Annotated in this window: 16 protein-coding genes and 1 other RNA gene; 7 read left to right on the top strand and 10 right to left on the bottom strand. The window is 50.7% G+C overall.

What is annotated here, in order from left to right:
• Positions 1 to 14: 14 nt before the first annotated feature.
• The 10 genes from ACO0LE_RS06940 to ACO0LE_RS06895 form a co-directional block, all read right to left on the bottom strand.
• Positions 15 to 2,888: a UvrD-helicase domain-containing protein gene (locus tag ACO0LE_RS06940; RefSeq protein WP_422959684.1), complete on the bottom strand. Its 2,874-nt coding sequence runs from the start codon at positions 2,886 to 2,888 to the stop codon at positions 15 to 17.
• A gap of 56 nt (positions 2,889 to 2,944) precedes the next feature.
• Positions 2,945 to 3,709, bottom strand: coding sequence for an AAA family ATPase (locus ACO0LE_RS06935; RefSeq protein WP_422959683.1), 765 nt, complete (start codon positions 3,707 to 3,709; stop codon positions 2,945 to 2,947).
• A 35-nt stretch (positions 3,710 to 3,744) separates the two neighbouring features.
• Complete coding sequence (locus ACO0LE_RS06930) at positions 3,745 to 3,987, bottom strand: hypothetical protein (protein WP_422959682.1); 243 nt, start codon at positions 3,985 to 3,987, stop codon at positions 3,745 to 3,747.
• Positions 3,988 to 4,000: 13 nt separating this feature from the next.
• Positions 4,001 to 4,504: an RHS repeat domain-containing protein gene (locus ACO0LE_RS06925; protein WP_422959681.1), complete on the bottom strand. Its 504-nt coding sequence runs from the start codon at positions 4,502 to 4,504 to the stop codon at positions 4,001 to 4,003.
• Entirely contained in the window at positions 4,501 to 5,418 is a 918-nt protein-coding gene (locus ACO0LE_RS06920) for a transglutaminase family protein (RefSeq protein WP_422959680.1), read from the bottom strand. The genes ACO0LE_RS06925 and ACO0LE_RS06920 overlap by 4 nt, the downstream gene beginning before the upstream one ends.
• A 550-nt stretch (positions 5,419 to 5,968) precedes the next feature.
• Positions 5,969 to 6,329: a transfer-messenger RNA gene (ssrA, locus tag ACO0LE_RS06915) on the bottom strand.
• A gap of 54 nt (positions 6,330 to 6,383) precedes the next feature.
• Positions 6,384 to 7,061 carry an HAD family hydrolase gene (locus ACO0LE_RS06910; protein ID WP_422959679.1) on the bottom strand — a complete coding sequence of 226 codons (678 nt, stop codon included), beginning with the start codon at positions 7,059 to 7,061 and terminating at the stop codon, positions 6,384 to 6,386.
• A gap of 55 nt (positions 7,062 to 7,116) precedes the next feature.
• Positions 7,117 to 7,821, bottom strand: coding sequence for a bifunctional 2-polyprenyl-6-hydroxyphenol methylase/3-demethylubiquinol 3-O-methyltransferase UbiG (gene ubiG, locus ACO0LE_RS06905; RefSeq protein ID WP_422959678.1), 705 nt, complete (start codon positions 7,819 to 7,821; stop codon positions 7,117 to 7,119).
• A 151-nt stretch (positions 7,822 to 7,972) separates the two neighbouring features.
• Positions 7,973 to 8,638, bottom strand: a complete 666-nt coding sequence (gene ompA, locus ACO0LE_RS06900; protein ID WP_422958057.1) for an outer membrane protein OmpA — start codon at positions 8,636 to 8,638, stop codon at positions 7,973 to 7,975.
• Between the two features lie 285 nt (positions 8,639 to 8,923).
• Positions 8,924 to 9,610, bottom strand: coding sequence for an OmpA family protein (locus ACO0LE_RS06895; RefSeq protein ID WP_422959677.1), 687 nt, complete (start codon positions 9,608 to 9,610; stop codon positions 8,924 to 8,926).
• 273 nt (positions 9,611 to 9,883) lie between these two features.
• Between ACO0LE_RS06895 and gyrA the strand changes: the two genes are divergently transcribed.
• From gyrA to cmk, 7 genes are all read left to right on the top strand, one after another.
• Positions 9,884 to 12,541, top strand: coding sequence for a DNA gyrase subunit A (gene gyrA, locus ACO0LE_RS06890; protein WP_422959676.1), 2,658 nt, complete (start codon positions 9,884 to 9,886; stop codon positions 12,539 to 12,541).
• 5 nt (positions 12,542 to 12,546) lie between these two features.
• Positions 12,547 to 13,650, top strand: a complete 1,104-nt coding sequence (gene serC / locus ACO0LE_RS06885; RefSeq protein WP_422959675.1) for a 3-phosphoserine/phosphohydroxythreonine transaminase — start codon at positions 12,547 to 12,549, stop codon at positions 13,648 to 13,650.
• 220 nt (positions 13,651 to 13,870) lie between these two features.
• On the top strand, positions 13,871 to 14,944 hold the full coding sequence (gene pheA, locus ACO0LE_RS06880) for a prephenate dehydratase (protein ID WP_422958053.1): 1,074 nt from the start codon (positions 13,871 to 13,873) through the stop codon (positions 14,942 to 14,944).
• Between the two features lie 153 nt (positions 14,945 to 15,097).
• The gene (hisC, locus tag ACO0LE_RS06875) at positions 15,098 to 16,219 is read left to right on the top strand and encodes a histidinol-phosphate transaminase (RefSeq protein WP_422959674.1); all 1,122 of its coding nucleotides are present in this window, start codon (positions 15,098 to 15,100) and stop codon (positions 16,217 to 16,219) included.
• Positions 16,220 to 16,261: 42 nt separating this feature from the next.
• Positions 16,262 to 17,212 (top strand): prephenate dehydrogenase, encoded by a 951-nt coding sequence (locus tag ACO0LE_RS06870; RefSeq protein WP_422959673.1) that lies wholly within the window; start codon positions 16,262 to 16,264, stop codon positions 17,210 to 17,212.
• A 253-nt stretch (positions 17,213 to 17,465) separates the two neighbouring features.
• Complete coding sequence (gene aroA / locus ACO0LE_RS06865; protein WP_422959672.1) at positions 17,466 to 18,803, top strand: 3-phosphoshikimate 1-carboxyvinyltransferase; 1,338 nt, start codon at positions 17,466 to 17,468, stop codon at positions 18,801 to 18,803.
• Complete coding sequence (cmk, locus tag ACO0LE_RS06860) at positions 18,800 to 19,468, top strand: (d)CMP kinase (RefSeq protein WP_422959671.1); 669 nt, start codon at positions 18,800 to 18,802, stop codon at positions 19,466 to 19,468. The genes aroA and cmk overlap by 4 nt, the downstream gene beginning before the upstream one ends.
• The last annotated feature ends 12 nt before the right edge of the window (positions 19,469 to 19,480 follow it).

The following is a 19,480-nucleotide window of genomic DNA, read 5'->3' as shown; positions in this document are numbered from 1 at the left end:
GCGAGCCGTGCTCACTACGCCACCATCGTCAGAGGCATATCTTTAGATCCGTTGCACTTAGTTGTCGGAAAAGAGGAACATCCAAGAAATGGTCCACGCTTACCAGGTCGAGGAACATAGTAGCCTTGCCCGCATGTCGTACAGATCTCCGGCGGATTGAGCAGGCCTTCGAATGTCACCATTCCCCGATATTTTTTCCCAAGTAGCTCGATGGCAAAAGGAGATGCCTGACCTCGCGAAACGAATAGCGTGACTTCTTCCTTGGCGCGAGTGAGCGCTACATAGAAAAGCCGGCGATCTTCTGCGTATGAGAATGGTTCCCGGTCTGGAAGTACCAATGTCAGCAATGGATCGTCTTCAATGTTGCAGGGAAACCCCTGGAACGGCGCCTGAAGGCTATGGACCAGTACAAAATCGGATTCGAGGCCTTTGGAACTGTGAACTGTATCGAGAGCCGCGTCGACAATCTCTCCGTCTTTCTTTTTCTCCTTGCGGATTATTTTGAGACGCCCCGCAAAGGTAAGATTCCATTCCTTTACCTGCTCATCCGTGATCGCCTCGGTCGTCGTGTACTTATAGCGACCCAGTAACATGACGGAGATCACACGATTTTCAATGGAAGCTTTCTCAGCCAATTCTCCCAATTTCGAAGCGATTTTTTTTCGCTGGTCGTCGAGCCCGTTGAATTCCGTCAGCCGAACCACATCTTTTGTTTTGGGTTGGATGGATTTGACCGATTTCTTTATTTGCGCGCCATTTTCGGAAACGAACATCGCCGCGACGTTGCTGATACCTTGATTGCTCCGGAAGGTGAGGCTCAGGTAATTCGTTGCAGAGCGTCCAAATTCGGTTTCGAATTGACGCATGATCGAGAGATCCGACCCGGCAAAGCCATTAATTGATTGCCAGTCATCACCGACACCAAAAAGAACAGAGTCCGGATGCAGGTCGAGGAGCGCGCGAACCAGATTGGCACGTCCTCGCGAAATGTCCTGAAACTCGTCAACCAGGATGAATTTATATGGCGACGGAAATTCTTTCCTGGATGCCAAGGCCGCCGCTTCGCCAATCATATCGGCGAAATCGATTTTCCGCGTGCGCTTGAGATATTCCTCGTATTTCTCCCATAGCGGGAAAAAAAGCGCCAGAAAACTTTGGGTTCTCAACTGGTTTCGCAATTTCTGCGCTCGCTGGCGTATCGACTCCTCGGTGAGCCCACCCTCCTTGGCGTGGGCAATGAGCGCGCCAGCTAATTTAGTAAATTCCTTGAGTGGATTTCCCTTGAGGGTGTCGGCGATTGCTTCATGCGTCATCGGAGCAAACGGGATGCCGTGCGCATCAAGTGCGGCCTGCAAGTCGGTGAAGATACGACCATTCTTGAAGCCGGCACTGGTGGTTTCAAAACAGAGCGTTCCATATTTTTTGTGGAGCGCGCGCTTCTGTTTTGCGCTTTCGACATACGATTGGCCAAACGGCGAAGTTCCGTCAGGGCGGAGTGCGAAGTGCTCGTGGTAGATAGTTCGCCCGTCCGGCAGAACGTAGCAAAAATCGGGTTCGTATTTGGTCCACCCAAGATGCGTTACATCATGTGGGTAGAATGATTCATAGCGATATTCAATGCCTTGTACGTGTAGCCAGTTCGCGATCGACAATTCCTCGAACGAGCGTACCACTCCGCCGCGCAACGTCGGCACCCCCCAGATTTTCCTATCCTTATCGAATTCACCGACACGTCGAATATAGGTCTCATATGCTTGGACGGAAGTATGCTCCTGCTCAGGTTCAGTGATGCAGAACGCCGCATGATACAAATAGAACAGGGTGCGGTAGCCAGGACTGTCAATCAACAGTGTGTCGAGCAATTTCTGCAGTTCACTACTGTTATTCGTAAGCAAAGACCTTCGCCCAAGCGTATTTTTGATGATTTCGTTGCCCAAGCTGTGAAATGTCTGCGCCTTGATCGGCAGCTTCAGGCGCTTGTCGAGCCGCTCGGAGAGCTCTTTGGCAGCATCGTTGTTGAATGCCAGTGCCAATACTTGTTCCGGCTTGATGTAGCCTTTCTTGATCGCATACCCGACCTTGGCAACAAGCGTAGAGCTTTTTCCGGAACCTGCTGCAGCGACTAGCAGATTCCTGTCCTCGTGAACGATGGATGCAATCTGCTGCTCGTCGGTGAGTTCCGATTTTTCCACGTTTTTGAAAAAATCCGCCCACTGGACTTTCTCGGCATTGATGAACTGGTCGTTGTAATCTTTTATGCCAGCGAAGGGCGATGTCAGTGCGCGTGCAAGTCGGCGATGCGCAGCGTGGGCTGCTGCCTTCTTTTCATGTTGAAAGAGCGGGTGATCGAGAACCGTCGCCAGGGCTGGTAGGACTTCAATATCACCTTGGCATTTCGAGAGAAAGTCATTCCGCAAATATTCCCGTATATACCAACCCCGGCCCAGCAATTCGTTGTAGGCGGCAGACAGGCGATCAAGCGAGGGTACGAGTTTTTCGAATTCAGCGCGGAGTCGCGCGATCTCGGCCTTGATGCGGCGCTCCTCTTCTTCCAGTTTCAGGCGCGCCAGCTCTTCGGCTTCCTTTCGACGAGCCTCGTTCTCCTGTTGTCGGCGAAGCTGCTCGGCTAAATATTGAGCCGTTTTGCCAAGTTCAACGCGTCGGTCTATTGTCAGGCCTTCGAGTCGCCACGGGCCAATCGCGATCATGCTCCAGACGTAGCCATCTTCGACTCGCGCCGACAATATCGCTTGCAGGTCTATGGCTGTTTTCTGCCCGTCGAAAACGAGTGTTGATGTTGGAGCGGAAAGATGGAGTTCCCAATTGGGCGAGCGATTGAAAAAGCGGCCGAAGAAGCCGGGGGAAAATAATTTTGTGTTGTCCGTCAACGTGCGTACCTCAACGATTGCTCCTTTGCTGTTGGGATGCCCCGACAGAAATTATCTTAGCCGTCGCCATGTTTTGACGAGTCGAGAAGTTCATCAAGCATTCGCTTCGGATTCATTACGAAGTCATGCATGACCTGGTAATGCTCCGTTTCTTCAAGGGTAAGACGTTCAATGCCGTGTTCCGAAAAACCATAGATATACGCGTTTGGATACGCCATCAAAATCGGCGAATGAGTTGCAATGATAAATTGAGACTCGTCATTGACAAGTTCATGAATTCTGGCAAGCGTTGCGAGCTGACGTTGCGGGGACAACGCGGCTTCAGGTTCGTCAAGCACGTAGAACCCTTGTCCGCCGAATCGATTCATCAGGAGAGCCCAAAACGATTCCCCATGAGATTGTTCATGTAGTGATTTGCCACCGTAGTAATCAATTATTGGAGGCCCGCCTGGTTCAGCATCTAATCTTTCGATTTCTGTCGCAAGATTAAAGAAACTTTCGGCGCGAAGGAAGAATCCGGTCCGAGGAAATTTGACGCCTTTAGATAGGCGAATAAATTTATGTAACTCCGAATGAGATGCTCGGGTATTAAAACCAAAATTCTTCGTACCGCCTTCAGGATTGAATCCGAATGACACCGCGATGGCTTCCAGAAGAGTGGATTTTCCAGACCCGTTTTCTCCCACAAGGAAGGTGACATTGGGGTGCAGTTCGAGGACGTCCAAATTACGCACTGCAGAAAGCGAAAAAGGGTACCTGTCGAAAGTCGGGATATCATCAACTCTCAAACGAACTTGAGACACATATTGTGTGGAAATCATTTCAGTAAAATGCTTTCCGCACAAGCGCATTTGGCCTAGATTGGGCGGCCATATTTACGGATTTGCATGTCAAACTCTGCCTCCAAATCTGGATACATAGCAAAAATTTTTGTCAATACGTGCTCACTAATTCCTGCAGACGCAGTTGCAATAGCCAACCCAAAATCGCGGCATTCTGTTTCACTGCAATGTTCTTTCAAAAACGGAATTAGGTTATTAATATCCGCTGAACTGCGAAACGCCGTAAGCGCAACGAGTTTGGCTATCTCTTTATCCATGGATCATCCTTTCTTACTTGTGACAGGCTTTTGCTTCCTGGCATGCGGCCATACATTTATTGAAATCTGATGTGTTCGAATCATCCCACCACCCTTTTTTGGGGCGCTCTAAAATTGGGTAGCACTGTTCAACACATGATTGTCCACCTGCATTTGCCGGGGTGCTAGTCGACGGAATGGCGGGGGTATGTTGAATTCCCCACCATACAGCAGTAGCGGCCAATGCCGCTCCGATGGCTTCACATCCACCACCCCAGCAAATGCCGGCAATCACTAGTGGGACGAACTCCCCAGTCGGATCGGTGTATTTTGTTGGTGCGTTGTAGGCGTAGGTGTAGGTATTTATGCCACCCTTAAGTCCGATGGGATCGCTTTCAATATATCGGCCGGTACTCGGATCAAGATCTCGATGGTAGTTGTAAAAAAGACCGGTTTCCTTGTCGTAATAGGTGGCGTGTGCCATCGAACAAAACGCGAAACTCAGCAATACGGCTGAAAGCATTTTAAAAAATTTCATTTTCCCTTTAACCCTCTAACTTTATCGATTTCAACGGGATCGACATACCCAAGTTCTTTCGCCTTCAACGCATATTGTTCAGACAATTTTTGATATTTCTCTTTCCATCCGGCGATGCCTATTCTGCTTTTGATGTGGTACCCATTTGACAGATTGAAATAATTGTCGGCAAATTTCGGGTCGCGCTCGCGTGCGATTTCATAATATGTGATAGCTTTTTCGCCATCTCTTGTTCCAACAATGAATGCGTTCGCGCCCAACATGTCTCCAAGAAACTCTCGATAGGTCATGGTCCTGAGATAACTTCCGCTGGACAGTCCCTTTTCCCCGATAGCGAAGTCCTGGATATACCATTCGTCTTCGAAATATTTTCCGCCGCTGGTCACCTCGATATTTTGCTGTTTGAAGGAAGGATCGACGTAGCGGACGAACAGATGATCTGGCGCATGAACCGGATACACCGGATAGCCCAGGCGTTGAGCAACAGCCATATAGAGCAATGGCATCGTGTAGCAAATGCCCTGTTTCGTATCCAGTATGCCATTCAGAAAATAGTATTCCTTCTTGCGTCGAGCATCTGGTGCATGATCGTAATGAACTCCTTCCATTCGAAAAAGGACCGTATTGAGCACTCGAATTCTTCGTTCCGGGTCTTGCGTGCCATTGGCAAGTTGTCGTGCTTTGTCAGCCAACAAGTCTATTTTTCTCGAATAGGCGGCGACGTCAATATCTGGATAAATTTCCTTGGCGAAGGTCAATGCCGCAATGCCGACGTCGATCTTATTTTCCGGGAGGGCCAATTGCTGCTGTATGTCACGCCCAATTTTCAGGTTGTCGGCACTTGCGGGCGAGCTTCCCCCGGTAAGCATCACGCAAACGAATATTGCCTTGTGGATTGAAAAGCAAAAGCGCACAAACTGCCCTTATTGTAAATTAGCTGCGAAGCGTAGCAGGAAATACACAACGATACAAATTTTGAAAAGGCGGACGAGATACGCCTGTCAATACTGTCAGGTGTGCAATTTTGTTGTCTGTGGTAAATCAATCATTGGAGTGGGCCAATGAAAAGCGCCATGCCACGATTCAGGCGGGGAGGCAGACGCGAATCAAGTCGATGGCTTGCAACGCGCCCACGGCTGGCCGAACCAACGGATTATGATAAATATCAGATGTTCTACCCCTCAAATCAAGACGATTCGCTCTACCAATGCCAGAATGAAACCGGTCGATTCGTCCGCGTGTAAACCATTGATTTATAAGGGGGTGGAAGGCGGCCTTTGCGGACTTTGGGCTTTTTTGGGAAAGGAGAGGTGGAGAGAATATCGGCTTGGAGAGAGCGGAAACCAGCCTCGAGTGCTCATTCCGAGGGTAGCCCGCAGTCCGCAAACACCCGCGCCAGCCCCCGCGAACACGCGGCATTACGCAAATAAAAACGCCAACGGAGACCCGTTGGCGTTGATATATTGGTGGAGACGGCGGGAATCGAACCCGCGTCCAGAAGCACTCTACAGACAGTTCTACATACTTAGTGCTGCCATTTAATTTAATCCAGACGACGCGGACGCACACGCTGCGGCTGGACGAGTCACCTATTATTTAGTCTAAAGCTAAGTAACCCAACTTAAGACGATTCCCTATGAATGACTCTACTGCTGTTGCCAGCCCGCCCTAGGGAAGAGACGGTGTAGAGTTAGCAAGCAATTAAGCTGCTAATGCGTACGAGTTATCGTTTGCAGTTATATAGTTCTGATTGTATTTACGAGGTAGTCAGGCCTCGGTATGCCCTGCGCTGCTTTGCAACCCCTGTCGAAACCAGGTCGTCCCCAAACAGAACGTTATTGTAACGTGTAACTGTGATGTGCGGTAGATATTGATTATTTCAAGGGGTGGTTCGGTGACTATGTTTGGCGCGTATTAGTTCCAGCAGCTCCAGAGGTGAGTCCAGAATTGCATCTGCCTTCCAGTGGGTTGGTTCGGTCGCACCGCAATATCCCCATGCTGCGGCAATGCTGAACATGCCCGCAGCTTGCCCTGCCTGTATGTCGCGCAGGTCGTCGCCTACATACCAGCAATCCTCAGGCTTGATGCCGATTTGCCTGGCGGCCTCGAGTAACGGAGCAGGGTGGGGTTTGGCATGCGGTGTCGTGTCGCCAGAAATGCTACAGGCAGCATTTTGCAAGCCGAGCAAAGGTTGTAACGGCATGGTAAAACGCGTGGCTTTATTGGTCACGATACCCCATGGCAAGCCCAGTTCTTCTATGCCTTGCAAGAGTTGCGGCACATCAGCAAACAGTTGGCTATGCACTGCAATAGCGCTCTCGTAATTTGCCAGAAATTCAATCCGCATCGCTTCATAATCAGGATGCTCGGGTTTGATATCAAAGCCTGCGCCTAGCAAGCCTCTGGCGCCTGCGGAAGCGAAGGGCCGGAGACTGAGATATGGAACTTCAGTCAATTGACGTTTGCTACGCATCAGATTTACCGCTGCGGCAAGATCAGGCGCGGTGTCGGCGAGTGTGCCGTCAAGATCAAATAAAATAGCGCGGGGAGTTTGCATAAGGAATAGATGATGTTTTCCGCAGCGGGAGTCGCTGCGGAAGAGGGTGAGGTAGTTAAACTGGACGAGTGCAGGCGACCAGATAGTTGACGCTGGTATCCTGATTGAGTGAGTAAATTTTCGTCAGGGGGTTATAGCTCATGCCTTTTAAGGCTTCAACCTGCAGGCCAGCGTTGCGGATTGCCTGAGACAATTCTGCCGGTGTGATGAACTTGGCATAATCATGCGTGCCTTTGGGTAGCAGTTGCAAAATGTATTCTGCCCCCAGAATCGCGAATACATAGGACTTCAGGTTACGGTTCAGTGTAGAGAAAAATACATATCCACCGGGTTTGACCATGCGATAGCAGGCCTGAATCACTGAGGCAGGATCAGGCACATGCTCCAGCATTTCCATGCAAGTAACCACGTCGAATTGCTCTGCCTCACGGGCTGCCATATCTTCTGCAGCGATTTTCTCATACCGCACGTTGATGCCAGATTCCAGGCCGTGTAAGTCGGCAACCTTGAGTGCTTTTTCAGAAAGATCGATGCCAGTGACGTTTGCTCCTTTTTTTGCCATGGATTCGGCAAGTATGCCGCCGCCGCATCCGACATCAATTACTGTTTTTCCTGCGAGCAATATGCGGCTGTTGATCCATTCCAGACGCAGTGGATTGATTTCATGCAGTGGGCGGAATTCGGAACTGGGATCCCACCAGCGGTGAGCCAGATCGCTGAATTTTTGAATTTCGGCCGGATCGACGTTAACTGTTGACATAGTTTGGATGCCTGAAGTGAGAGGGTATAAGGCTGTTACGTGTGAAGTTGGCTATTGTAGTCCAACTTGATGAAAGCCTTCAGGACGTGTAAATAATAAAAAACCCCGCCGTAGCGGGGTTTTTGTAATTCACCGCCCGCGGGCGGAAAAATTATTTAACGTTACGTGTACCGACTACTTCGATTTCTACGCGACGGTTTTGAGCACGGCCTTCTGCTGATTTGTTATCAGCAACTGGTTGTTTTTTGCCCTTACCTTCTGTGTAGACACGGTTCGCTTCGATACCAGCGCTAACCAGATAAGCCTTAACAGCTTCTGCACGTTTTACAGACAATTTTTGATTGTAAGCATCAGAGCCGACAGAGTCAGTGTGACCAACAGCGATCACAACTTCCAGGTTTATACCTTTCAGTTTTGATGCCATGTCATCCAATTTTGCTTTTGCTTCTGGTTTCAATACTGCTTTGTCGAAATCAAAGAATGCGTCTGCTGCGAAAGTAACTTTCTCAGATGTTGGTGCTGGTGGAGCAACTGGCTTCGGTGCTGGTGCAGGCGCTACTTCTGGCGCTGGTGCGGGTGCAGCAACTACTGGTGCTGGTTTGACCAATGGAGCGTCGCAACCTGGAACCGCGTCAGCCGGTGTCCAGTAGCCAGTACGCCAGCACAGGCCGAATGGATCACGCACGATGACACCGCGACCATCTTGTACATAAGCGCTGTTTGGAGTGCTTGCTTTGATATCTGTCATATCTTGTGCAGATACTGAAAAAGCGGCTACTGAGGAAGCTGCGATAACGAGTTTTACTAAATTTTTCATATTTCTCCTCTCGGGTGAGATTACCTACCGCAGATGAACTGCGCAATTGACTGCATAAAACTGGATACTACCACGTGCTTGATGACAATACTATTTCATCATCAAATTACCATAGCTGAAATAGCGTTGTAACACCTTACTATTTTGCCATAGGATGTATCACTAAGCTAAGATTGTTAAATCGCCAAAGTAACATTTTGTGAATTTGTCGTGTTTTAGCAACTTGCCATGTTTGAGTGCAAATACTTAAGGTTGTCCTCAATTGCGCGTCATTGACGGAGCGTCTCACTTGGCAAGACCTCGCCCTTCAATCACAACGCGTCTGTTTGGTCCCAGACATTCAGCGAGTTTTACCTGCCCCAGTTTGTCATCGCAGGACATGATTTGCTGAGTTTTACCCATGCCCATCGTGTCTATTGTGGCGTTAATACCTTTGCTGGTCAGATAAGCTGCAACGGCGTCGGCGCGTTTTTCAGAAAGTTTTTGATTATATTGCTGAGTTCCTATGCGGTCGGTATGTCCGGTCACAATCACCAGATCCACTTTGGCACAATTTGCGAGTTTGGGCATGACCTCGGCATCGATTTTTTGCTTGGCTGCGTTACTTAAAATGGTTTTGTTAAATGCAAAAGTTTCATCATTTTGCAATGTGACCGCAAAATCACAACGTTTTGGCGGTGCAGGTTTGGCTGGCGCCGGCAGCACAGGTACTGGCGTAGGAGAGCCAATTGGTGGCGCTGCTGGCGTGACCACTGGTACTGATAAAGGGCCATCGCATCCGGGAATGGAGTCGGCAGGCGTCCAGTGCGCGGTCCGCCAGCACAGTCCGAATGTGCTTCTTGCAACGATGCCGCGACCGTCCTGGACATAGGCGCTATTCGGCGTGGCTGCTTTAATGTCGGTTTGTGCAAGACATGACAGGCTCGTCATGGCAATCAGGCAGGTGGCATATGTTTTAATCGTTGGCATCATTTTTGTCTCCGTGTGGATGAATAATTGTGTATTTGTGATTGTTATGAACTGATTACAACATAAGTCATTCATCACTTGCTGTCATTTGGGCGACACTTGTATGAATATGGGCCAGGCTCAAAAACGGTGTTGCTCATATGACGAGCATGTTAAAATCAGAAGTTCAGCACTAAAAATGCCTATTTTGCATTTCTCTTGGTTTTTTGATGAGAATTTGCATGGTTTTTTTGAATGCATCGTTATTTAACCAAGCTCTAAATTGCCGGCCCGCCAATGGATCAATTCGCTAAAGAAACACTCCCGATTTCCCTTGAAGAAGAAATGCGCAAGAGTTACCTCGATTACGCCATGAGCGTGATTGTTGGCCGTGCCTTGCCGGATGTACGTGATGGCTTGAAGCCTGTGCATAGACGCGTTCTGTTCGCGATGCACGAAATGAACAACGTGTATAACCGCCCGTTCGTCAAATGTGCGCGCGTGGTCGGTGAAGTCATGGGTAAGTATCACCCGCACGGCGACGCGTCGATTTACGACACGCTGGTGCGTATGGCGCAGGATTTTTCTCTGCGCTACACTCTGGTCGACGGTCAGGGTAACTTCGGTTCAGTCGATGGGGATAATGCGGCAGCGATGCGTTATACCGAGTGTCGACTGGACAAGATCGCGAATGAAATTCTCGCCGATATTGAGAAAGAAACTGTCGATTTTGTTCCCAATTACGATGGCAAAGAAAAAGAACCATCCGTCTTGCCTACCCGCATCCCGAATCTGCTGATCAACGGCGCATCGGGTATTGCGGTAGGTATGGCGACCAATATTCCACCACACAATATCACCGAAATCATCAATGGTGCTTTGCATGTTTTGCGTAATCAGGACTGCACAATTGATGAGTTGATCGAAATTATCCCAGCCCCAGATTTTCCTACCGGCGGCATTATTTATGGCGTATCCGGTGTGCGTGACGGTTACCGTACTGGTCGTGGCCGTGTGGTCATGCGTGCCAAGACGCATTTTGAAGAGTTTGGCAAAGAAAACCGCACTGCATTGATCGTCGATGAGCTGCCTTATCAGGTCAACAAGAAATCTCTGCTGGAACGTATCGCCGAGCTGGTGCGCGATAAAAAACTGGATGGTATTTCCGACATCCGTGATGAATCCGATAAGTCCGGTATGCGCGTCGTCATTGAGTTGAAGCGCGGTGAAGTGGCAGAAGTCGTATTGAATAATCTGTACAAGCAAACGCAGCTGCAAGACACTTTTGGTATGAATATGGTGGCGCTGGTGAACGGTCAGCCTAAATTGCTGAACCTGAAGCAGATGCTGGATTGCTTCCTGTCGCATCGTCGCGAAGTGGTTACACGCCGTACGGTATTCGAGTTGCGCAAAGCCCGCGAACGTGGTCATGTTCTGGAAGGCCTCGCGGTTGCATTGGCCAATATTGACGATTTCATTGCCATCATCAAAGCAGCACCGACACCGCCCTTAGCGAAACAAGAATTGATGAATCGCGCATGGGACAGCTCCATGGTGCGTGAGATGTTAATGCGGACTGCGGCAGATAATCCAGCCGGTATCGATGCATTCCGCCCAGAAAATTTGCCTAAGCATTATGGTATTCAAAAGGACGGTTTGTACAAGCTCTCCGACGATCAGGCGCAAGAGATTTTGCAAATGCGTCTGCAACGTTTGACTGGTTTGGAGCAAGACAAGATCGTCAATGAATACAAAGACGTGATGTCCGTGATTGCTGATTTGCTGGATATTTTGTCCAAGCCGGAGCGCGTCACCGTCATCATTACTGACGAATTGACTGCTGCCCGCAACGAGTACGGCGAAGGCAACAAAGACGTTCGTCGTTCCGAAATTACGCACAACGCGACCGATCTCGAAACTGAAGATCTGATTACGCCAGTCGATATGGTCGTGACACTGTCACACACCGGCTATATGAAGTCGCAACCTCTGTCCGAATATCGTGCGCAAAAACGCGGCGGTCGCGGCAAGCAGGCCACAGCAACCAAGGATGACGACTGGATCGAGCAATTATTTGTCGCCAATACGCATGATTACATCCTGTGCTTCTCGAATCGTGGTCGTCTGTACTGGCTAAAAGTCTGGGAAGTGCCGCAAGGCTCACGCAATTCTCGCGGCAAGCCGATTGTGAATATGTTCCCGTTGCAAGACGGTGAAAAAATCACAGTGATCCTGCCATTGTCAGGCGATAACCGCAGCTTCCCTGAAGACCATTACATCTTCATGTCGACCAGCCTTGGTACCGTGAAGAAGACGCCATTGAACGACTTCAGCAATCCACGTAAAGCCGGCATTATCGCGGTGGATCTGGATGATGGCGACTTCCTGATCGGTGCAGCACTTACTGACGGTAAGCACGATGTCATGTTGTTCTCCGACTCCGGTAAGGCAGTGCGCTTTGACGAAAACGATGTACGTCCAATGGGCCGCACGGCACGTGGTGTGCGTGGTATGAATCTCGAAGAAGGTCAGCAAGTGATCGCGCTGCTGGTGGCTGAAAACGAACAGCAATCGGTATTGACTGCGACCGAAAATGGTTTCGGTAAACGGACACCGATTACTGAGTACACCCGTCATGGCCGCGGTACCAAAGGTATGATCGCGATTCAGACGTCTGAACGTAACGGCAAGGTGGTTGCGGCGACGCTAGTGGATAGCAATGATGAGATCATGCTCATCACAACTGGTGGTGTGCTGATACGCACCCGTGTCTCAGAGATTCGTGAGATGGGGCGTGCAACACAAGGCGTTACCTTGATCGCCGTGGAAGATGGGACCAAGCTGTCTGGCTTGCAGCGCATTGTGGAAACGGATGTTGATGAACCGGATGCCGATGCAAGTGCGGATACGGCTGCTGACACCGGCGCTAATGACGAGCCAGCTGCTGCGGAGTAAACTGCATGACGACGATCTACAATTTCTCTGCCGGACCTGCCGTATTGCCTAAAGAAGTATTGCAGCAGGCCGCAGCAGAAATGCTGGACTGGCATGGCAGCGGTATGTCAGTGATGGAAATGAGTCATCGCGGACCGGAATTTATGTCCATCATCGCCGCAGCACAAAGCGATTTGCGCGAGTTGCTGGCGGTACCGGACAATTACAAAATTCTGTTTCTGCAAGGTGGTGGTTTAGGTGAAAACGCCATTGTTCCCATGAATCTGATGGGACGCAAACCGCAACCGGCAAACGCAGATTTCATCCATACCGGATCGTGGACCGCCAAGTCGATTAAAGAAGCGCAAAAATACGGCAAGGTGAATGTCGCCGCCTCCGCCGACGCGAACGGACACACGGCGGTACCGTCGCGTGATAGTTGGACCTTGTCAAAAGATGCCGCTTACGTGCATCTTTGTACGAATGAAACCATTGATGGTGTTGAATACCATTTCGTACCGGATGTCAGTGCCGACACGGGCGACGCGCCTATCGTAGCGGACATGTCCTCGCATATTTTGTCGCGTGTGATTGATGTTGCTAAATACGGTGTGATCTTCGGTGGCGCCCAAAAAAATATTGGTCCTGCCGGGCTGACCATCGTCATCGTGCGAGAGGATTTGCTCGGCCATGCGCTGCCAATTTGTCCCTCAGCCTTCGATTGGAAAATCGTCGCCGACAACGATTCCATGTACAACACGCCGCCAACCTATGCGATTTATATTGCCGGCCTGGTGTTCCAGTGGCTGAAGCGTCAGGGTGGCGTTGCCGCCATAGAGCAGAAAAATATCGCGAAGGCGCAACTACTGTACGACTATCTGGATGTATCGGATTTTTATGTCAACCGGGTTGCTAAGGATTGCCGCTCACGCATGAACGTACCATTTTTCTTGCGTGATGAAAGTTTGAATGCCGAATTTTTAACGCAGGCAAAGCAACACGGCTTGCTGCAATTAAAGGGACATAAATCGGTCGGCGGTATGCGCGCCTCGATTTATAACGCCATGCCGATCGAAGGCGTACAAACCCTCGTTAGTTTTATGAAAGAATTTGCCCGCGCTCATACTTGAGCTGCGAGCGGCCCGATAGCCTCTCCTCTTTAGCCCTTTCTTTGCATGGCACTCACCATCACCTGGAAACCGTGGCGCTAAGGACAACGATCAAAAGTCGGAAGAGAGGCGAGCATCATTACCATCACGCTACGCTAACCGGCGGGAATGCTGTGACTGGTACAAGTGTGATTACGTCGCGACGTTTTCATCAACTCGCTAAACGGTTTTTAGGTTGCTTATGAGCGATAATAAATTACTCCCATTGCGTCAAAGAATCGACGCCATCGATACACAAATCCTGTCTTTACTAAACGAGCGTGCTCGTGTCGCGGAAGAGGTCGGTCATGTCAAGGCCGAGACCAATGCACCGGTGTTTCGTCCGGAACGCGAAGCGCAGGTATTGCGCAGTGTTGCTGAGCGCAATCCGGGGCCGTTAGCGAGCCAGGATATTCAATTGATTTTCCGTGAAATCATGTCAGCTTGCCGTGCGCTTGAGCGCCGCGTTGTGGTAGCTTTTTTAGGGCCAGTCGGTACCTTCAGTGAGCAGGCGGTGTATCAGCAATTTGGACATGCGATTCAGGCTTTGCCATGCGTATCGATTGATGAAGTGTTCCGCGCAACCGAGGCGGGCACTGCTGATTTTGGCGTGGTGCCGATAGAAAATTCAACCGAAGGCGCGATTAACCGTACTCTCGATTTGTTATTGCAAACCAGTCTCGCCATTAGCGGTGAACTCGCGATTGCGGTACAGCATAGTCTGATGACCAAGACCGGCAACATGGATGGTGTGACGCGGATTTGCGCGCACTCACAAGCATTAGCGCAATGTCAGGCCTGGCTGAATCAGCATTATCCGCATATCGAACGACAAGCGATGGCATCCAATGCCGAAGCCGCACGTATGGCCAGTGGCGACGCCACCATGGCTGCGATCGCCAGTGAAATCGCGGGCCAGCAATATCAGCTCGGTGTGGTCAGCGCGCATATTCAGGACGACCCGCACAACCGCACCCGCTTTGCCGTGATCGGACGTCTGCATACAACGCCAAGCGGCAAGGATCAGACCTCTTTGGTGCTGGCAGTGCCGAATAAAGCCGGTGCGGTCTACAACCTGTTAGCACCTTTGTCTAAGCACGGTGTTTCGATGACGCGCTTCGAATCACGCCCGGCACGCACTGGCAACTGGGAATACTATTTTTACGTCGATGTGGAAGGTCATGTACTCGACGATAAAGTCGCAAGGGCGATGTCGGATCTGAATGACAATGCCGCATTCTTTAAAATACTGGGCTCTTATCCTTGCACGATTTAAAGCATAGAAATACATTGAGCTTGCTGTCCGCAGCGTGGGTGCGCCCTTCAAGCCGAAAGTGCTCTGAAACCCGCGCCAATATTGCGTGATGTAATTAAAAATATCATTTGTTTTGTCAATCCAGTCAGATGCTGGACAATTTTTGGAGTCGCTATGTCTATACAATTTGGTCCTGAATTTGGCCCTGCCTATGTTCGCGCAATTGCCCCTTACCAAGGTGGCAAGCCTATCTCTGAAGTCGCGCGCGAATTTGGTCTGGACGAATCAAAAATCGTCAAGCTGGCATCAAATGAAAACCCGCTTGGCGTGCCGCAATCCGCACAGGCAGCGATGCTCAAAGCGGCGACTGATTTGGGGCGTTATCCTGATGCGAATGGATTTGAGTTAAAAGCCACGATCATGGCGAAATACGCTGTGCCGCAGGACTGGATTACTTTAGGTAACGGCAGTAACGACATACTGGAATTAGCTGCGCATTCTTTTGTTGAGCCAGGGCAGTCGGTCGTGTTCGCGCAGTATTCGTTTGCCGTGTATCCATTGGCGACGCAAGCAGTTGGCGGGCGTGCGATTGTGGTCGCAGCGAAAGATTTTGGTCACGATCTGGCGGCAATGGCGGCAGCGATTACTGCGGATACTAAATTGGTTTTTATCGCCAATCCAAACAATCCGACAGGGACGTTTTTGCCAGCGGCGGAGATCGAGACCTTCTTGAAAAAAGTGCCAGCCGATGTGGTCGTGGTACTCGATGAAGCGTATAACGAATTCCTCGCCGCCGACTTGCAATATGACTCGATTGCTTGGGTCAGACAGTTTCCTAACTTGCTGGTATCGCGCACCATGTCCAAGGCCTATGGCCTGGCTGGCTTGCGTATCGGCTTTGGGATCGCACAGCCTGGTATCACGGATTTGTTGAACCGCGTACGTCAACCGTTTAACGTCAATTCTATGGCGCAAGCCGCTGCGATTGCTGCCTTGAATGACGCAGAGTTTTTGCAAAAAAGTGCGAAGCTGAATGCCGATGGATATGCACAGCTGACTACGGCTTTTAAAGAACTGAATCTGACATTCATTCCTTCTTTCGGTAACTTTGTTTTAGTCAAAGTCGGTGACGAAGACAGTGCAGGAGCGCGTATCAATCTCGAACTTCTGAAGCGCGGCATCATCGTGCGTCCGGTTGGCAACTACGGTTTGCCGCAATTTCTGCGCATCTCTATTGGTTTGCCGGAAGAAAATGCTGCTTTCATCTCTGCTTTAAAAGAAATACTGGCAGCCTGATCGCTGGATATTGGTGAGATTGATGATGGCTAATTACAAGCAATGATGGGCGCTGATAAGTTGAAACCGACAGCGCAGCAGCCGATCCAACACCGGCTAAAACGGGTCGCTATCTTCGGCGTTGGCCTGATAGGCGGTTCATTCGCTCTGGCCTTAAAAAAGGCGGGAGCCGTTGAGCACGTGGTCGGCGTCGGCCGCAGTCTGGCCTCACTGCAGCGCGCGCAGCGCCTCGGCATTATCGATGAGATTGCGGATTCTGCTGCCGCTGCGGTGCGTGGTGCAGATCTGGTGCTGATCGCCGCGCCAGTCGCCCAGACGGCGGCAATTTTGTCATCGATTCAGCCGTATTTGCAGCCCGATACCATCGTTACCGATGCGGGTAGTACTAAGTCCGATGTGGTCGAGGCGGCGCGGCGGGTGATGGGCGATCAGCTTGCGCAATTCGTGCCAGCGCATCCGATTGCCGGACGCGAACAAAACGGCCCCGAGGCGGCATTAGTCGATTTGTATGTGGGAAAAAAAGCCGTTATCACGCGCTTGCCTGAGAATACGGATGAGGCAGTCGCCAGAGTCGCGTATGCGTGGCAGCAATGCGGCGCGATTATTCATTACCTGAGTCCGGCGGAGCATGACGCGGTGTTTGCCTCGGTCAGTCATTTGCCGCACTTGCTGGCGTATGCGCTGGTGGATGATATTGCTCGCAAGCCGCATGCCGATACCTTGTTCCAATATGCTGCAAGCGGCTTTCGCGACTTTACCCGGATTGCCGGGTCGTCGCCGGAAATGTGGCGCGACATTACCTTGGCAAACCGCAGTGCGATGTTGCAGGAGCTGGATTCTTATACTGCGCGACTGGCGATTCTGCGGGAGCATCTGGTGAATGCCGATGCGTCTGGCATTGAATCCATTTATAGTCATGCGCAGGCAGCGCGCCATAACTGGATCACGGCAATAGAAGCTGCCGAGAAGCAGAGTAAAGAGGGCGGGGACTGAGCTTGATTCCGATTATGGCGCTATGCATTGAGATAAATACTCCCCCATTTTTTACTTAAAACATGCTTAATCCTGCAATACTGATGTGGACTATAAAAATATACTGATGGGAGTATGCGCCTCTCTTAATGTGATGCGTGCATAACAAATACATAGTCAGTACGCTTTAAGTGCTGATAAATGCGTAACAGACGCGCACTGAATGTGCATGAATACCCGTTCCAACCTTATTTTGTCGATATAAACCATCCGCATGAGCCAACAAGCCAAACACTATCCGCACTACCTCGATTTACATCCTGTGATGCAGGCACAAGGCACAGTGCGTTTGCCGGGATCTAAGAGTATTTCTAACCGGACCTTATTGCTGGCTGCGCTGGCACAAGGAACGACGCAAATCCTTGAGTTGCTGGCGTCTGACGATACCCTGGTCATGCTGAATGCCTTGCAACAATTGGGGGTGAAGTGGACGCAGGACGGCAGGACGCAGAATTACACGGTCACGGGAGCCGATGGCGTGTTGCCGCAACATCAGGCCGATTTATTTATGGGGAATGCGGGTACCGCGATTCGCCCGCTGGTCGCGGCCCTCGCGGTCATTGGTGGCGATTACACCTTACACGGCGTATCGCGTATGCATGAGCGTCCGATCGGTGATCTGGTCGATGCGTTAAATCAAGTTGGTGCGCAGATTGAATACACCGGCAATCCCGGCTTTCCCCCGCTGCACATTCGTCGCGGCCATATTCACGGCCATTGCTTGCAAGTCAAAGGCAATGTTTCCAGTCAGTTTTTGACCGCACTGCTGATGGCTGCGCCGCTGATGGCGCGCGATCATGATGTGACCATTGAAGTGATCGGGGAGTTGATTTCTAAGCCCTACATTGAAATTACCTTGAATCTGATGCAGCGTTTTGGCGTAACTGTGCAACGCGATGGCTGGCAGGCATTTACGATCACGACGGGGCAGCGTTATGTATCACCACAGACGATTCATGTCGAAGGCGATGCGTCGTCGGCATCGTATTTCCTTGCCGCCGGAGCGATCGCCGGCGGGCCAGTGCGGGTCGAAGGTGTTGGCTTGCATAGTATTCAGGGTGATGTTCGTTTCGCCGAAGCATTAGAGAAAATGGGCGCGACGATTACACGTGGCGACAACTGGATAGAGGCCAGGTCGAATGGCGTGCTACAGGCGATCGACATGGATTTCAACCATATTCCTGATGCAGCAATGACGATTGCGGTTGCCGCTTTATATGCTAATGGAACCACGACTTTGCGCAATATTGCCAGCTGGCGCGTCAAGGAAACGGATCGTATCGCCGCCATGGCGAAAGAGTTGCGAAAGCTAGGTGCGATTGTCGAAGAGGGGACAGATTATATGACCGTTACACCGCCCGCCGAGATCCAGCCTGCTACTATTGATACTTACGACGATCACCGCATGGCAATGTGTTTTTCGCTGGCCACCCTTGATGGCGCTGCCCGCCGTGGTGCTGCAATGCGTATCAATGATCCCAAATGCGTAGCGAAAACCTTCCCCGATTATTTCGAGGCGTTTGCCAAAATCAACCACAAGGAATTGTTTTGAGTATGCCGACTGTGCCAGTTATTACGATAGATGGGCCAACTGCCTCAGGTAAAGGCACGGTAGCGCATCGCGTCGCCAAGCAACTGGGGTTTCATTATCTCGATTCAGGCGCTTTATATCGCCTGACGGCCTTATCGGCGCAGCAAAATCACATTGCGCTCGATGATGAAGCGAAGCTGGCTGAGCTGGCAAGAGTGTTGCCTTGTCGTTTTGTGCGTGGCCATGTGTTGCTGGATGAGCAAGATGTGACCGATGCCGTGCGGGCGGAGGCAATCGGTGTCGCTGCCTCCAAGATCGCGGTGTTGCCCGAGGTCCGCAAGGCGCTGGTTGACTTGCAGGTTGCGTTTCGCTATGCCCCGGGACTGGTGGCGGACGGGCGTGATATGGGCACAGTGATCTTCCCCGATGCTACCCAAAAAATTTATCTTACGGCAAGTGTTGAGGCGCGTGCGTCAAGAAGATATAAGCAATTGATTGAAAAGGGTTTTTCTGCTAATATGGAAGACTTGGTAAAGGATTTGACGGAGCGTGATGCGAGAGACAGTGCCCGCACCGCAGCGCCGCTCAAGCCAGCGTCAGGGGCGTATATCCTCGATACCTCAGCAATGGGAGTCGAGCAGGCGGTGCAAATCGTGCTGGATTTATACGCTAAAGCAAGCCGGTAACGCAGTAACTTC

The sequence above is a fragment of the Undibacterium sp. Xuan67W genome (genome assembly GCF_049340165.1).
Classification (GTDB): domain Bacteria; phylum Pseudomonadota; class Gammaproteobacteria; order Burkholderiales; family Burkholderiaceae_D; genus Undibacterium.
The sequence above is the reverse complement of the archived record's forward strand: the minus strand, read 5'-3'. Positions and strand labels throughout refer to the sequence as shown.

Excerpts from the sequence above, each read along its gene's own strand:
- ACO0LE_RS06935 (WP_422959683.1), bottom strand. The coding sequence starts at position 3,709 with ATGATTTCCACACAATATGTGTCTCAAGTTCGTTTGAGAGTTGATGAT.
- ACO0LE_RS06930 (WP_422959682.1), bottom strand. The coding sequence starts at position 3,987 with ATGGATAAAGAGATAGCCAAACTCGTTGCGCTTACGGCGTTTCGCAGT.
- ACO0LE_RS06925 (WP_422959681.1), bottom strand. The coding sequence starts at position 4,504 with ATGAAATTTTTTAAAATGCTTTCAGCCGTATTGCTGAGTTTCGCGTTT.
- ACO0LE_RS06910 (WP_422959679.1), bottom strand. The coding sequence starts at position 7,061 with ATGCAAACTCCCCGCGCTATTTTATTTGATCTTGACGGCACACTCGCC.
- ubiG (WP_422959678.1), bottom strand. The coding sequence starts at position 7,821 with ATGTCAACAGTTAACGTCGATCCGGCCGAAATTCAAAAATTCAGCGAT.
- ompA (WP_422958057.1), bottom strand. The coding sequence starts at position 8,638 with ATGAAAAATTTAGTAAAACTCGTTATCGCAGCTTCCTCAGTAGCCGCT.
- ACO0LE_RS06895 (WP_422959677.1), bottom strand. The coding sequence starts at position 9,610 with ATGATGCCAACGATTAAAACATATGCCACCTGCCTGATTGCCATGACG.
- gyrA (WP_422959676.1), top strand. The coding sequence starts at position 9,884 with ATGGATCAATTCGCTAAAGAAACACTCCCGATTTCCCTTGAAGAAGAA.
- serC (WP_422959675.1), top strand. The coding sequence starts at position 12,547 with ATGACGACGATCTACAATTTCTCTGCCGGACCTGCCGTATTGCCTAAA.
- pheA (WP_422958053.1), top strand. The coding sequence starts at position 13,871 with ATGAGCGATAATAAATTACTCCCATTGCGTCAAAGAATCGACGCCATC.
- hisC (WP_422959674.1), top strand. The coding sequence starts at position 15,098 with ATGTCTATACAATTTGGTCCTGAATTTGGCCCTGCCTATGTTCGCGCA.
- ACO0LE_RS06870 (WP_422959673.1), top strand. The coding sequence starts at position 16,262 with ATGATGGGCGCTGATAAGTTGAAACCGACAGCGCAGCAGCCGATCCAA.
- aroA (WP_422959672.1), top strand. The coding sequence starts at position 17,466 with ATGAGCCAACAAGCCAAACACTATCCGCACTACCTCGATTTACATCCT.